Here is a 15,449-nt window from a genome sequence, read left to right as displayed (position 1 = left end):
CTGCGCCTCGTGTAGCAGTTGTCGCGTCATCAGAGGCTGCCAAGATAGTTGGCATGGATAGCCTTAACGATTTGAACTCGGCGTCGGTGCTGCATTTCGGCCCTTACGCCTTCCACCTGCGCCAACGGCTGATACTCGATGGAGATCGGCCCTTGCGCATGGGCGGTCGTGCGCTGGACATTTTGCAAGTGCTGCTCGAGCGTGCCGGTCGAGTGGTCGCAAAGGCGCAACTGATCGCGCTGGTATGGCCGACCTCGGTGGTCGAAGAGATCAACCTGCGCGTGCACATCGCTGCACTCCGGCGCGCATTGGGTGATGGTGAAAACGGCCAGCGCTACATCGTCAACGTGCCGCAATGCGGATACAGCTTTATTGCCCCGGTGCGTTGCGACAGCGCCGCGCAAGTGGTCTTCGAGGGTTTGCAAACGCCGCTGCATAATTTGCCAGCTCGACTGACCTCGGTCACCGGTCGTGACTCGCTGGTTGGCGGGTTGGTGCGACAAATGCCGCTGTGCCGGCTGATGACCGTCACGGGGGCGGCCGGGGTGGGTAAATCCACTGTCGCGTTGCGGGTGGCGGAATTGCTGTTGCAGTACTACAGAGATGGCGTGTGGCAGATTGATCTGAGCTTGATCGACGACGACACACCGCTGCTCGATCATGTGCTGCGCACCCTCGAAAGCGATTTGCCCGGACTGTCGACTCGCCATGCGTTGCTGCTGCTGGATAACGCTGACCACCGTCGCGATGCCTGCAGAGCAGTGGTTGAAACGTTGCTCGAGGCCGCTCCCCGACTGTCGATTCTCGCCACCAGCCGCGAGGCCTTGCAGGTCAGTCTGGAAACCCTTAAGTGCGTGCCACCGCTGACCCTGCCAAAACGCTCGGCAGGCGATTGCCTCACTGAAGCCATGGGCCATTCTGCGGTGCAGTTGTTTGTCAGCCGTGCGCGGGCTCGACAACATGATTTCCATTTGCGCGAGCAGGATGTCAACGCTGTCCTTCAGATCTGTCGCCAACTCGACGGTTTACCGCTGGCGATCGAGCTGGCGGCGGCGCAGATTGATGCACTGGCGTTGGTCGGCTTGCACGCGCAGATGAGCCACGGTCTGCAAGTGCTCAGCCATGGCCGGCGCACCGCGGTAGCGCGACACCAATCGATGCAGGCGGCACTCGACTGGAGCTATCAGCGTTTGAGCGAGCAGGAACAACGCGCGCTGCAACGTTTATCGGTGTTCAAAATGGCGTTCACGCTGGAAGCGGCGCTGGCGGTGATCAGTTGCCCGCAACTGGCTTCGTCACGGCTTGCCGCGATTATCGAAAGCCTGGCGCACAAGTCATTGCTGACGGTGGAGCGGGGCAGCCGTGCCGGCCGATACCGCATGCTCAATACCACCCGATGCTATGCCCGCGAGCAGCTTGAGCGTAGCGGTGAAGGGATCGATCTTGAGCGCCGGCATGCACGTTACATCAACCGGATTCGCCGAGCCTCAGGCGTGCACGTGCTCGCGTAATTCGTCGATCAGCAAGCGCACCTTGCGCAAGTCCGGGGTCGCGTAACCCTCGGTGAAACGTTGATAGATCGGGGTGAGCAAATCCAGCGCCTCGGCGCAGCGTGATTGGCGCTGCCAGAGTTGCGCCAGTGACGTGGCGCTGCGCAGTTCCCAGGCAAGCGCGCCTTGCGCGCGGGCGATGGTCAGGGATTGTTGCAGGAGTGCTTCGGCTTCCTTGAGGGCCTCTTCGCGAGCAGGCTCGCTCCCACCGGGGATTGTGGTGAACTCAGAATCAGTGTGGGAGCGAGCTTGCTCGCGAAGGGGCCCGTTCAGACCAACCATCTCTCCATTCAACAGCGCATCCGCCCGCGCCCGCAAAATCTCCGCCGTGCTCCACCCGGCATCACCACTCAGCGCCCGCTCAAGCAGCGCGTCATCCATAAAACGGCCATCCAGCGTCACCATGATTTCCCGAATCAGCCCGCTGCTGTCCTTGGGCACTGGCGCACTGGCTTGCACGTCGATCACCTGCGCGTAATGCCGGGCCCACGTGTTGAACAACAGCACCGAATGCTTCTGCGATTGCGCCAGCAACAACTGCAACAATGCCCGGGCATTCTGCTGATCGCCGTTGTAATGAGCGATCAGGCAACTGGCCAATGCCAAGGTGTAGCAAATCGAAGTGCCATGGTCGATCTGCACGGCAATATCCAGAGCCTGCCGCGCCGTGCGCCACGCTTGCTCCGGCAATCCCTGCATCCACAGCACCCGCGCCAGCACCGTCAGCGACGCGACGCTCTGGTCGTATTGCACGCCAAAGCCGTGCGTGAAACGGTTGACATGACCGCTGTGCGCCATGCGCTGCAGCACTTGTTCGGCGTGAATGCGCGCCTGTGGCTGATCCCCGGCATAGTGCAGGGCCAATACCCGCAAGCGGTGGGTACTCAGTGACAACAGTGGATCGCCGTGCAGGCCGAGGCGGTCGAACTGTTCACTCTGGGCCAGCGCCATGCGGTAGTGCCCGCAACTGAGGTTGACTGCCATGTGTCCGGACACGGCGCGCAATTGCCCGGCGACGTCGTCGTGCTCGCCGGCCAACTGGCGAGCTTCGGCGAAAGCTTCGATGGTTTCCGCCGTGCCACCCCAGGTGTGATAGCAGGCACTGCCAAGCGCCAGTTTCAGGGCGACTTTCAGGCGCACGCAGGGGTCGCCGAGTTCATCGAACAGGCTCAATGCCCGGCGCACATAGCCGCCGTACTCCTTGAGCAATGACAACTCTTGCCACACAGGCGCCGACGCTGCCGCCAGGCGAATCCCCAAACCACCGGGGCCGACACCGTTCAAGCTCCAGTCCAGCGCCGCGCGCAGATCTTCCAGGCCTCGCGCATAACGTTCGATCCACAACAGTGTCGGCGTGTTTTCCCAATCGTTTTGCGCTTGTTGCATCAAGGCCAGGCAGCGTTCAGCGTGCCGTTCGCGGGTGTCGTCGCATTCGGCGGCGTGCTCGAGTTTTTCCAGGGCATAACGGCGGGTCGTGTCGAGCAGGCGATAGAACACCTCTTCATCACCGACCTCGACGCTGAGCAGGGATTTGGCCACCAGTTGCGTGATCGCCACAAACACCACACCGGGGTCGATCTGTTGGCCGACAATAACTGCCGCTGCCGACTCCAGGGTAAAACCACCGCGAAACACGCCCAAACGGCGCAGGCAGGTCTGCTCGCAACCGTCGAGCAGATTGAAACTCCAGTCCAGCGTGGCGCGCAGGGTGAGATGGCGCTCAAGACTGTTTTGATTACCCGCTGCCAGCGGTGGCAAACGGCCCTGCAGTTGGCTCAGCAAACCTTCCAGGCCCAGTTCGGCGACCTGCGCTGCCGCCAGCTCCAGCGCTAGAGGAATACCGTCGAGTCGGTGGCAGATCTCGATCGCTTGTGGCAACTGTGCGTCGCTCAGTTCAAAGCTTTCCTGCGCGGCCGTGGCCCGTTCGATGAACAGTTGCAGCGCCGAGAAGCTCAGCGCTTGCTCGCGATTCAATATCGCCGGCATCGACGGATATTCAAGGGAATCCAGACGCTGCACGAATTCGCCTTCTGCGCGCAGACTCTCGCGGCTGGTGGCGAGGATATGCACCTTCGGTGCCCCGCGCAGGATACTTTCGCTGAGCGCCGCGACGGCATCGATCAGGTGTTCGCAGTTGTCGAGCAGCAACAGCATTTGCCGCTGTTGCAGGCCATTGACCAGCGCCGCCAGTGGATCGCCCTCGAGTAATGCCAGATCGAGCAGCGCAGCCAGGTGCGAGTAAATCAACCGCGGATCGTTGAGCGGTGCCAGGTCCACCAGCCGAATGCCGTCGCGGTACTGTCCGATCAATTGCTCGGCCACGCGCAAGGCCACCGTGGTTTTGCCGATTCCGCCGGGGCCGACCAAGGTGATGCAGCGTCGGCGCGGCAACTGCGTCATCAGGCTATCGACGATGGCCTGGCGACCGATCATCCGCGTGCGCCGCAAGGGCAAATTGTGCCGACCGCCAGCATCGCCCACAGGACGCTCCTCCATGGATTGCGGTAAAACCGGGGCGACGAAACTGTAGCCCCGTTGCGCCACGGTGATGATGTAACGCTGGCCAGCCTGACCGTCACCGAGCGCTTTGCGCAGTGCCGCCATGTGCACTCGCAGGTTGATGTCCTCGACCACGCTGTCCGGCCAGACCCCGGCCATCAGTTGCTGCTTGCTCACCACTTCGCCGGCATGCGCCAGCAGAATCAGGAGGATATCCATCGCCCGCCGGCCCAGGCGCAACGGCTGCTCGCCTTCGAGCACCCGTCGTTGACCGGGATGAATCCGATAGGGGCCAAAACCGAGGGCCTGATTCGGGGAAAGACTCAACAGCTCACTCCTGCGGTGCTGCGACGGACAGAGCGGAGTAGGGCCGGGCGCGTGCGCAGGCCTTCTATTCCGGGGTGTCCCGGCATAATCCTCAGGTTTGAGCGTCAGTGCAACGGGGGCTGCGGGCATCCAGGTCAAAACACGGCGGGTGGTGCACGGTGAATGTTCGGTTCACGCATGATCTGGCAGCGCCAGGCAAACGGATTGATGCCTTCGCTACGGGTGAACATATGGCAGAAATGCGCCTGATCGCAGAAGCCGCATTCCAGGCTGATCTGCGTCAGGCTCAGGTCGGTGTGCTGGATCAACAACTTGGCTCGCGCGATGCGCTGGCTGCGAATCCAGTCCTGCGGCGACACCCCGGTGCTGCATTTGAAGGCGCGGGAAAAATGGCTGCGCGACAGCGAGCAGGCGCGGGCCAGTTCGGTGACTTCCAGGCTTTCACCCAGGCGTTCGAGAATCAGTTGTTTGACCTGCCGTTCGCGTTGCGGGCTGAGCCCGCCAATGCCGCTCTTGCGCGGTTCGCTGGCAGGGGCGAGGGCGACGGTGGGTTGCAAGTGAGCCATGGCCAAGGTCCGTGTCGGTGGGGAAGGCACGGTCGGCGCGTTCCCCCAGGTCAAAAAACAACGCTACGCAGAGGGATTCATTGTTGGGCCGAGGGGTGAGGCTGACGAGTTAATCGTTGTTAATTTGCTTAACAGCTTGAGCTAAAACCCCCGTTGATCACGTAAAGTGCGTAGCACTTGCGTCTGGTTGGCCATCGAAGGAAAGCGCCCATGAACCGTAACGATCTGCGTCGCGTCGACATGAACCTGCTGGTGATTTTCGAAGCGTTGATGTTCGAAAAGAACCTGACCCGCGTCGCCGAAAAACTGTTCATGGGCCAGCCTGCGGTCAGCGCGGCGCTGGGCCGGTTGCGCGATCTGTTTGATGATCCGCTGCTGTTGCGCAACGGCCGCAGTATGGAACCGACGGCCCGCGCGCTGGCCATTCTCAAGGAGCTGCAACCGGCGATGGATGTCATCTCCGGTGCGGTCAGCCGGGCCAAGGAATTCGAACCGGCGAGCAGTTGCGAGGTGTTCCGCATCGGCCTGTCGGACGACGCCGAATTCGGTCTGTTCCCACCGCTGCTGCGCCAGCTTCAGCAAGAGGCGCCGGGCATTGTCGTGGTAGTGCGCCGCGCCAATTACCTGCTGATGCCGGCGCTGTTGGCGTCGGGGGAAATCTCGGTGGGCGTCAGCTACACCACCGATCTGCCGGCCAACGCCAAACGCAAGAAACTGCGCGACATTCCCTGCAAAGTCCTGCGCGGCGATGACCGTCCGGGGCCGCTGACACTGGACGAATACTGCGAGCGCCCACATGCGATGGTGTCGTTCTCCGGCGACTTGAGCGGCAATATCGACATGGACCTGGCCAAGGTCGGGCGCAGTCGCCGCGTGGTCCTCGGCGTGCCGCAATTCAGCGGCTTGCGCGCCTTGCTCGCCGGTACGGAAATGATCGCCACCGTACCGGATTACGCCGCCTGCGCCTTGGTTGAAGGCTGCGCCCTGCGCGCCGAAGACCCACCGTTCCCGATTGATGCGGCGCAATTGTCGATGGCGTGGAGCGGGGTGCATGACAACGACCCGGCGGAAAAATGGTTGCGCTCACGAATCAGCCAGTTCATGGCGGCGCCGCTGGATATCCCCCCGGCCGAGCGCTTCGAAAGCAAGGCCTGAATTCGCGGGGCAGGGCTGCGAACTTTCACGGATTTTCCACCCTTGTCATCTCGCCGTTCGTCGGAAACTGCTCTTCACCTGTCAGATCTGACAGGTGACGATTGTCGATTTCCCAGCCTTTAATCACTCCGTCGCCCGATCCCTCGGCAGGAGTGTTTTGTCATGCTTTTAAAACTCAAAAAACAGATCGCAACGCTGGCACTTGCTGAGCCGGATATTACCGGTCGTACGCTTCCCATTCTTCCCTCGGGGGAGTGGGGGATCAATCGCGCTGCGGCGCAAGGGATCTATCCGGACGATGGATTGCAGGTCTACCTCAGCCCATGGACGACCAAGAATAAAGGCGACCTGGTGGTGCTTACCAAAGACTCTGACGAGGTGGATCGGTACACCATTCGTGATGCATCAGAAGCCGATCAGCGTGCGACTCTGTTCGTTGCTCCGCGGCATCTCACTTCGGGCTCCCATGAAATCAGCTATTGGGTAAAGCGACTTGGCCTGGATCCCGCCGAGACGTACACGCCGCCATTGAAAATTTTCGTCAAGCTGGAAATTCCCGGCGGACAGGATACGGAGGAGGGGCCGGGGCATTCCAATCTGTTCATGTTCATCCCGCCGGAATTTGTCTCTGGTGGAGTGGACAGCGACAACATTCCGGTGGATCCGGATGATGAGGATAATCCGGATGCGCCGAAAGCGGGTGTGCCTATCGTCATTCGAAACGCATCCGGTAGCGGCGAACCCTATCCTGAGATTGCCGTGGGCGACCAGCCTCAGATCAGTTGGGGTGGCATTTTTATCTGGGGCCACCCGGTGACGGCGGAGCAAATCAGTGATCCGGTGAACAATCCCATCACGATTTACGTCAAGCGGGCGATTATAGAAAAAGCAGGTGATACCGATGCGGTGGGCTTGGCCGTGAGCTTTCGCGTGCGCGATATCGTCCACAACTACTCGGAGGACTGGTGTAAAGAAACCCGGATCAGGGTTTCGCTCAACACCAACCGGCTGGTTGCCCCTATTGTCAAGGATGCGCTCAACAATGTTCTCGACCTTGACCGGTTGGGTGATAAAAACGTCGTCGTTCAGGTCTGGGCAACCTCGAGCGAATTCAAACATCAGGACTGGATTGAAGTAAAAGTCAGCGGTACCACCGCCGATGGCGAAGCCGTCACATTCACTGCGCCGAAGCAGGAGGTGGACAATCTCCCCCACACCTATGAGTTCGAGTTTGAGAATGCGGATCTGCGCAGGCTTGTCGCAACCCAGGTGATTTTTTCTTATGAGGTCGAGCGCGAGGGGATTGCCGATCCGCTGCAATCCAAAGGCCAGTTCGTACAAGTCAAAGGTGAGGCCACGCGCCTGGACGCCCCTGTTGCAGAAGATGAAAACCAGGGCGCTATTGATCCTGACCTGGCACGTACCCGGATTCTGATTCGCTTTAATCCGCTGTTCAACCATGGCGATGCGTTTGAACTGGTGTGGTTCGGTAAACGTCCGGATGGCAGTGTCTATATCCCGGAATTCGAAAGGTATATACCGAGCCGGGAGGAAATCGTCGACCCGATCGGTTTTTTCCTCACTGTCGAAGGCTTGCACTTGAAGTCCATTGAGGGCGGAACGCTGGTGCTGTCATACGTCCATCTGAGTGTGGATGGGAACGGCGACATTGTCAGGCGTGTGTCGCGTCCCGCGACATCGCTGAACGTGGGCGAGCCGAAATTCGAGTTGGTCAAACCGATCGTGCTGGGCGAAAACAATGGCTCACTGGAGCCTGATGATTTACCCAACGGCGTTGGTCGGCTCACCGTTCCCAAACCCATCGTCACGCCGACGAAACGCGGCGATAAGGTGACTTACAAATGGGAGGGGAAACAATCAGGCAAGACCAGCGACTTCATCGACATTACTGCGCTCAACGAGAACAGCGACGTGCCATTCCGACTCAGCGAGAAGTTTGTTGCCGAGCATATCGAGCCAAATCGCGGTGCCACGATCACGGCCAGTTACGAAATCTGGCGTAAAGAAACCGACACGATCAGTTATTCCAACCCGCTGGTGTTCTCCGTCGGCGAGTCCACGCAATTGCTGGATCCGGCCCGCGTAGTGCAGGCGCTCGATGACATTCTCGATCCGGCCAATGCTCCGGACGGAGCGACCGTCGAGATACCGGCCAATGACCCCGAGAATGCCGGCGATCACTTCTATATGACCTGGGCATCATCGGACGGAGTGGTCAATCACACTGATGACAAAGTGGTCAGTAGCAATAACAAGGGCAAACCGATCGAGTTCATTGTTGGTCCGCCAATCGTGCAGGCCAGCGTGAACAAAAAAGTGACTGTCGATTATCGGGTCGAGTTGTTTGACGGCGGCGAGGCAGACGGCAAACCTTATGACTTTGACGTGCAAGCGCAAGAGTTCCGTCTACCGGTAGCCACCTTCAGGGAGGCCACGGGTTCGCAGAAAGATCAGTTGAACCCGGACGACGTCTACCCCAACGGCGCAACGGTGGTGATCCCGGCGACGGCTCAACTGAAGACCGACGATGAAATCACCGTGACCGTGGTCGGCAAAACCACCACCCCTTACACCCACACGGTTCTGGCAGCAGAGGCCGACAAAGAACTCAGCGTGATCAAGGCGGCCCACGCGGTGATCAGCGCCAACCTCGATGACAGCATCGCGTTGAGTTATGAGGTCAAGCGCAAGGCGGGAGGGACCGATGGCCCGTCGGTGCCGACGGTTTACGATGTTCGCCGGGTCATTGGCAGCGGTACCCTGAAGATTATGGGCGCCCGTTATAACCGCAGTACTTATCGCGCATCCAGTGCCACTCGTGTACTGAGCGCATTCAACGCCACCACGGGGCAGCCGCTGCAAGCGCAGTGGAAGTACGCTTCGGACACAGAGTGGATGACCGCTGCCACCTGGCGCGACACCTCACCGCAGCAGCCGCTGCAAGTGCGCACGGCGGATGATCTGGTCACGCTCAACTCAGCCAACATTATTGGCAACGGGATCGATACCACGGTCACAGGTTTCGCGGCTTTCGTCGCTCACCGAGATGTCGGGGATGTCGCTGGTTGGGGCAACGCTGAGTACGGCGCCAATATTCCTCCCACCATCATCACTATGGATGACATCGTTGAGGTGAGCTGCACGCGCAGTGCTTATGCGGCTCGCCGCGCCAATAGCGCAGTTGTCGCCTGGGGAACCGCCGACGAGGGCGGAAGCATGACCGGTATAGATCCGCTGGGTTTTGTCGAAGTCATCGGTAATGCGACCGCGTTCACCGGGTTGAAGACTACCGGGCAGGTGTTTGCCTGGGGCACAGCCGCCGATGGAGGTAGTGTTCCTGCAGAAATCAGCGCACTGACGGATATTGCTCGCGTGGTGGCGGCGGGTCAGGCTTTTGCAGCAATACGAGCCGCCGGGAATGTTGTGGCCTGGGGCCTGGCGGAAAATGGTGGGGTGGTTCCGGGTGAGATTGCAGGCTTGACCGATATCGATAATTTGATCGGCAGCTATGGCGCCTTTGCCGCACATCGTGGCAATGGCCGGATTGTCGGCTGGGGCCACGCGACCTACGGCGGCTCTGTGCCGGCCGAGATTGCGTCCCTGACCGACATCATCGAATTGAGTTGTGCCAACGCGCAGGCTTTCACCGCACGGCGTGCCACCGGGCAGGTCGTGGCGTGGGGGACGGCTGCGTACGGCGGGACGATTGACTCGCTGATTGGCGGGCTCACGGACATTGTCGAGGTCAGTTCCACCTGGCGCGCATTCGCAGCACGCCGAGGCAACGGTCATGTAGTGGCGTGGGGCACTCCCGCGGAGGGTGGTCTGGTGCCTGCCGAAATCGCGGCGCTCGATGACATTGTTCAGGTGTGTGGTTCCTCCATGGCTTTTGCCGCGTTGCGCAAGAACGGCACAGTGGTCGCCTGGGGGGATGCGACCGTAGGTGGCGATACCTCGACGGTCGTCACTGAGCTGACTCAGGTACAAGCGCTTTACGACAACACTCACGGGTTTACCGCGCTCACCGCTGATGGTCGAGTCGTGACTTGGGGGCATCCTGCTGGCGGCGGGGACAGCAGCGCCGTACAGGAGCGGCTGAGGGGCAAGGTGTCTTATCACGCTACCCCGACCTCCAGAGGCCGGGCACTTCTGGCCAGTCGCTGGGCCGAGCTGAATATCGGGCGTTGAACGCCTGCTATTGAGCCTTCCTTCAACCCCGAAATACGGTGCTCGACAGAGCGCCGTGTGAGGTGTCGCCATGCACAAAACAACAAACACCCCGCTCAAACCGTCTGTAGACGAAGCGCCCGGCGATGTACTTGATCCTGCAGACATTCCGACCAAAGGCGTGACAGTCAGAATCAAACCTTATGACGACATGGCCTACCGTGACTATGTGTATCTGTTTGTTGGTGAGGTCGTTGGTGAGGAATACACCGATGACATCCCGATTGGTTCGACCGCTGTTGGCAAAGACGTCACATTTACCGTGCCCGGCAGTGCGCTGATCGCCAACGCGAAAGACATCGTACTTGTTCGTTACCAAGTGCAGTTTGTTGGCGGCGATCTGGTGGATTCGCAGCCACTGGAGCTCGTATTGCAGTCGGGCTTTGACGCGAAAGCGACCCTCGATCTGAGCGCACATAATCACGTGGTGTCAGTAGACAAACCGCCGGTCAAGTTACCCGCCGCCGCCCGAATGACGCGACTGGCGCAGTGGGGGAGTGGCCCCTATCAATACACCAGCAGCGATCCGGCCATTGCCAGTGTCGATGAGCAGACGGGCGAAGTCAGCGCCCGACGCAATGGCGACTGTGCGATCAGCGCCACCGACAGCCAGAGCCAGACCCGAACCTACCCGTTGACGGTCAAGGGGATTGTTGAAGTGCATTTCCTCACCGACCGCGCGGATTGGCAAGGGATGCTCAGACTCTGTGAAACAGCAAAATTGCAGCCGGTCACGCTGTCCCGGATCAAACGCATGTGGACGCTGTACTTTCCCGACGCCGGCCCTGTGGCCGAATACCTTGAGTGGCTGAATTATCCCGTGTGGACCGGCGATGAATTGGGAGCCGGCACCGCTTGGACCTATGACCTGAACGGCGATTCGGTCAATGACAATGCCAGTGCGCACAACAAGGACACGTATTGGCAAGTCCTTGGGGTTAGCGCGACCCAAGCGAAGCGTCAAGAGGGCAGGGGGTAGAAACCATGCAAAGCGCACGGACGCAGATAACCCGATACCTATTGGCATTGCTGTTGCTCAGCGGTCCGGTTCTCGCCGCCACCGGCCCGGAAACCGCGCAGTTGCTCAACAAGCGTTATCAGAACACCACGGCAGAATGCGCAGGCGCTAACCCGGCGTATTTTTGCAGCGGGGTGCTGGTGCGTGGGAGCAATCCGACGGCCAAATTCTGGAAGTACGGGGAGGTTGCCCAAAAACTGGGGGCGGTAAGTTTTGTTTATCTGCGTAACGATCTGGGGATGCGTACGGTGCCTGGGGCGAACGGGGTAGTGTTCAGCGATTCATTCACAGCCATCGGGAATGGTCTTTCGCTGGAGGTGTTGTGTGCCTACCCATTCGCTTTCCCATCGACGGCTACCCGCGCAAACTTCGGTTGCGCTGCCCTGTCAGCCACACAGCACCTGCAAGACGTCAGTTCTTGTGCCGACGTTGGCGTCAGCGATGCGCCAGCCTGGTTGGCGCACTTTCAACAACAAGGGCAGTTACCCGAAAAGCAATGCTCGTTGAGCAGCCTTGACCCGGCACAATTCAAGGCTAGCCTGCTGGCGCACCAAGGCATCGACGATAGCTGGTCGGCCAGACCGAACAAGGTGCAGATCAAAAACTGGGATCCCGATGCACCCGGACTGTTGCCGGTTCAAGGCCTGTATTACGACGTGACGCAACCCGGGGCGTTACTCGGCGCGCAGAAAGATCAGCGTGATTACTTCATTGCCACGGGTGAGTGGCTGCCGATCCTGCGCATGAACCTGAGCGAACCACCGGATGCCGTATTCGGTTTCAATCTGCAGGATCAGTTGTATATCGGTTATCGGATTGCCGCCAACATGAATGCACGCTTCGCCGATACGGCTTCGGGTTGCCTGCGCGAAAAGCCCGGATTTCACTGCAATGGCGTGTTGGTTCGAGGTGCAGATGCGTCAGCGGGTTTAGTGCCCCTTGAAGCCTTTTTCTATGTGTCGGGAAGCAGTCCGGGATTGGCCAATGCGCAATTCATCCAGCGTGACTATTTCACGCAAACCCATGCGTTTTTACCCGTTATACGATTGAATCTGGCCAGTGCAGATAGCCGACCTTTTGTATTTGAAGTGGGGGATAAGACGGTTCAGGACACCTCAACTCAAACCCTGGTCCGAGGCATAACGCCGCGACCGCCAGTCTCGTCGCAAAAGGACTCTGGCCCTGATGAAAATTAATAGCTTGCTCGTTTTTCTGGTAGCGCTCGCGCACTTTGATATTTCCCTCGCCGCAACCGGCCCGGAAACCGCGCAGTTGCTCAACAGGCACTATCAGAACACCACGGCAGAATGCGCAGGCGCCAACCCGGCGTATTTTTGCAGTGGGGTGTTGATACGCGGTACTCAAGGTACACAGGAGTTCTGGAAACACAGCGAAGCATCCGTTCAACTGGGGGCGCAGGCTTTCAACTATCTGCGGGCCGATCTCGACACGCGCACGCTCGGACAGCCCAATGGGTTGATCTTCAGTGATGCCTTCACTGCCATTGGTCAAGGCAAGCCGCTTGATGTGCTGTGTGCCTACCCCTTCGAATTTCCAGTGCAAAGCACGCGACCTGACTCGGGATGTGGCTGGGTTGCTGCGGTACAGCACTTGCAGGACGTCAGTTCGTGCAGCGGTCTGGGTGTCACCGACGTACAAGGATGGCTCGCGCATTTTCAACAGGAAGGTCAGCAAGCCGCCGGGCAATGTTCGCTAAGTAGCCGTGATCCTGCCCAGTTCATGGCCAGTCTGCTCGCACACCAGCAGATTGATGCGCAATGGGCCGCTCAACCGACGCTGCTGCTAGTCGGGAACTGGAACGAACAAACCCCTGAACAACTGCCATTACTCGGCTTGTTCTACGACGTCAACCAGAGTCAGTCGCTGCTCGGCGCGCAGAAAGATCAGCGCGATTATTTCGCTGCCACCGGTGAGTGGCTACCGATCCTGCGCATGGATCTGAACCAGCCGCCGCAGGCAGTGTTCGGGTTCAATCAGGACGATCAGTTGTATATCGGTTATCAGGTGGCAGCCAGGTTGAATGCGCGTTCGATCGAGAAAGTACGCGAATGCCGTGGCAGCACCGCGGCGTTCAATTGCACCGGCGTGTTGATCCGCTCAACGGATGTTTCAACGGCATTTCATTCCTGGAACCCCAGTCCTTCGTCGGTTAACGGCAATGGTGTTTCCTTCACTTACATTACCGACGGCGCGTTGATCGCCAAGACTTACAAACCTCAGGGTTTCATCACTCGCGAGTCTTTTGCGCCCACCGGTAAACCGCTGACGGTTCGCTGCCTCTATCCCTTTGATGCTGGCACCGGCGGCTCTGCCGACATCTGTCGAACCCATGGCGGTCAGTGTGAAGAGTTGGGTATCGACACCCGCGAGGGATGGATTGAACGCTTTGCAAGTACCCCGTTGAGAAGCTGCGCGTTCAATACCGAGGCCAGGATGTTCGAACTGGCGACCACGGTTCGTGCTGACGCCAGAGACCCGTACGGCTGGAACGAGCTGATTGTCGCGGCCTGGTCGGAAGACGATCCGCAAAAGCTCCCTTTGGAAGCTTTCACCATCATTACGCCTTCGCATATTGCCGGTGATGGCCTAGCCGGCGCTCGATTCATACAACGTGATTACTTCGAGGTGACCGGTCGCTTCATTCCCATCGTGCGCGTGCTTTTTACCGCCGCACCCGGCTCGGTATTTTCCTATGACCCACAAGATCAGGCGCTGTCGGACACCAGCATGCGGATGTTGAGCAACAAGATTCCGTTTTTGCCGAGTTCCATGCGTGATGATTGATTCCCGCTCGACGTCAGGCAGGCCCGTATGAGCCCAATAATTCCAAGGCTCACAGCTTTTTTGTTGGCTCTTGTGCTCGCAGTCAGTTCAAGTCAGGCCGCGACCGGCCTGGAAACCGCGCAGTTGCTCAACAGTCGTTATCAGAACACCACGGCAGAATGCGTGGGCGCTAACCCGGCGTATTTTTGCAGTGGGGTGCTGGTGCGCGGCAGTGATCCGGCTCCTGAGTTCTGGAAACACGGTGAAGTCGCCACGCAGTTGGGGGCTGAGGCTTTTCTGTATCTGCGTATCGATCTGGGGACTCGCACGTTGTCATCAGCCAACGGCGTTATCTTCAGTGATCATTTACTGCCATAGGTCTGGGTAAATCGCTGAACGTGTTATGTGCCTATCCATTCGAACTGGGCCTGCACAGTTCAGGGCCAGCCTGCTCGCGAAAGCGGTGTGTCATTCAAAACATCTGTTGGCTGACCCGACGCCTTCGCGAGCAGGCTCGCTCCCACATTGGCTCGCTGTGATCCCTAGATTTTCGGTGGTTTAAACATCGCCGTTTAAGCAACACCCTCAGACACTCTTTCAGGCTACGCAACCTTGCGCCTTTGCCTACAGCTACGCCAGAATCCGTCGGCTTGTTCGCTTGTGGTCGGGTCTCTATCGTTTGGTGGTCGCTGAAAACTCAGCGATCGGGTTTAGCGACTCGGACCAAAAAAAGTGCATCAGCGCTCCATGCTTCGTTGCAGGCTATCGTCTGCACTTCGCTATGGCGGCTGTATGCGGGAGACCTTCGGGTCTACCGGGTTGCCTTTTTACCGGTTCGCTAACCTGCATACGGTCGCCACCCATCCTGTTTAGCGACAGGACGTGGTGATCCCGGCTCTAAAAAGGAGATTCACCATGTTCAAAGTCACGCCCAACCCGCCAGACATCGACCCCACGTCCCCCTACGAATCCATCGATTCCCGAAAGCTCCACGAAGCCGCCGACCGCGCCCTCGACCATTACCTCCTGCCACCCGGCTCCACGCCACCCCCACGCCACCCCCACGCAGAACCCGTGGCATGTACGCCGTAACCGCTGACACCAAAAACGAAGAACTGCTGACCGATGCCAGCGAAACACTCGCCTCGGCCAAAACCATCGCCCAGGACGTCGCTCACCTGTTGCCCGCACCGCAGCGCCGGGCGTTGTTGGGGATTGCCCAGTTGATCATGCTCGGTGAGCTGGCAGTGAATCGGGTGCTGGATAACCTCGAACCACCGGCCTAAGCACACCCCCTGTGGG

General features: G+C 59.3%; 9 protein-coding genes and 1 pseudogene. 8 read left to right on the top strand and 2 right to left on the bottom strand.

All coding sequences use genetic code 11. The features are described from left to right. The first annotated feature begins 53 nt into the window (after positions 1 to 53). Positions 54 to 1,511, top strand: a complete 1,458-nt coding sequence (locus WA225_RS01140) for an ATP-binding protein (RefSeq protein WP_422606555.1) — start codon at positions 54 to 56, stop codon at positions 1,509 to 1,511. On the opposite strand, the gene WA225_RS01135 is transcribed toward WA225_RS01140, so the two are convergent. Together WA225_RS01135 and WA225_RS01130 are read right to left on the bottom strand one after the other, a co-directional pair. Next, a complete protein-coding gene (locus WA225_RS01135; protein WP_422606554.1) occupies positions 1,488 to 4,376 on the bottom strand; it encodes an ATP-binding protein in 2,889 nt (962 codons plus the stop codon). The genes WA225_RS01140 and WA225_RS01135 overlap by 24 nt on opposite strands. Before the next feature lie 134 nt (positions 4,377 to 4,510). Further along, the gene (locus tag WA225_RS01130) at positions 4,511 to 4,942 is read right to left on the bottom strand and encodes a helix-turn-helix domain-containing protein (protein ID WP_422606553.1); all 432 of its coding nucleotides are present in this window, start codon (positions 4,940 to 4,942) and stop codon (positions 4,511 to 4,513) included. A gap of 210 nt (positions 4,943 to 5,152) precedes the next feature. Between WA225_RS01130 and WA225_RS01125 the strand changes: the two genes are divergently transcribed. From WA225_RS01125 to WA225_RS01095, 7 genes and pseudogenes are all read left to right on the top strand, one after another. Then, complete coding sequence (locus WA225_RS01125) at positions 5,153 to 6,097, top strand: LysR substrate-binding domain-containing protein (RefSeq protein WP_422606552.1); 945 nt, start codon at positions 5,153 to 5,155, stop codon at positions 6,095 to 6,097. A 162-nt stretch (positions 6,098 to 6,259) separates the two neighbouring features. Next, positions 6,260 to 10,306, top strand: coding sequence for a hypothetical protein (locus tag WA225_RS01120; RefSeq protein ID WP_422606551.1), 4,047 nt, complete (start codon positions 6,260 to 6,262; stop codon positions 10,304 to 10,306). Between the two features lie 70 nt (positions 10,307 to 10,376). Next, complete coding sequence (locus WA225_RS01115; protein ID WP_422606550.1) at positions 10,377 to 11,324, top strand: Ig-like domain-containing protein; 948 nt, start codon at positions 10,377 to 10,379, stop codon at positions 11,322 to 11,324. A 41-nt stretch (positions 11,325 to 11,365) separates the two neighbouring features. Next, positions 11,366 to 12,559: a hypothetical protein gene (locus WA225_RS01110; protein WP_422606549.1), complete on the top strand. Its 1,194-nt coding sequence runs from the start codon at positions 11,366 to 11,368 to the stop codon at positions 12,557 to 12,559. After that, positions 12,549 to 14,168, top strand: a complete 1,620-nt coding sequence (locus WA225_RS01105) for a hypothetical protein (RefSeq protein ID WP_422606548.1) — start codon at positions 12,549 to 12,551, stop codon at positions 14,166 to 14,168. The genes WA225_RS01110 and WA225_RS01105 overlap by 11 nt, the downstream gene beginning before the upstream one ends. A 72-nt stretch (positions 14,169 to 14,240) precedes the next feature. After that, entirely contained in the window at positions 14,241 to 14,525 is a 285-nt protein-coding gene (locus tag WA225_RS01100; protein WP_422606547.1) for a hypothetical protein, read from the top strand. A 537-nt stretch (positions 14,526 to 15,062) separates the two neighbouring features. Continuing rightward, positions 15,063 to 15,433, top strand: a pseudogene (locus WA225_RS01095) (DUF6124 family protein). The last annotated feature ends 16 nt before the right edge of the window (positions 15,434 to 15,449 follow it).

Origin of the sequence: Pseudomonas sp. (genome assembly GCF_049300855.1) — a bacterium.
GTDB lineage: Bacteria > Pseudomonadota > Gammaproteobacteria > Pseudomonadales > Pseudomonadaceae > Aquipseudomonas.
Note: the sequence above shows the minus strand (reverse complement) of the source record. Positions and strands in the feature narration are given on the sequence as shown.

Bases quoted from the DNA above. Each gene is read 5' to 3' on its own strand.
- WA225_RS01130 (WP_422606553.1), bottom strand. From the start codon at position 4,942: ATGGCTCACTTGCAACCCACCGTCGCCCTCGCCCCTGCCAGCGAACCG.
- WA225_RS01140 (WP_422606555.1), top strand. From the start codon at position 54: ATGGATAGCCTTAACGATTTGAACTCGGCGTCGGTGCTGCATTTCGGC.
- WA225_RS01120 (WP_422606551.1), top strand. From the start codon at position 6,260: ATGCTTTTAAAACTCAAAAAACAGATCGCAACGCTGGCACTTGCTGAG.
- WA225_RS01125 (WP_422606552.1), top strand. From the start codon at position 5,153: ATGAACCGTAACGATCTGCGTCGCGTCGACATGAACCTGCTGGTGATT.
- WA225_RS01105 (WP_422606548.1), top strand. From the start codon at position 12,549: ATGAAAATTAATAGCTTGCTCGTTTTTCTGGTAGCGCTCGCGCACTTT.
- WA225_RS01115 (WP_422606550.1), top strand. From the start codon at position 10,377: ATGCACAAAACAACAAACACCCCGCTCAAACCGTCTGTAGACGAAGCG.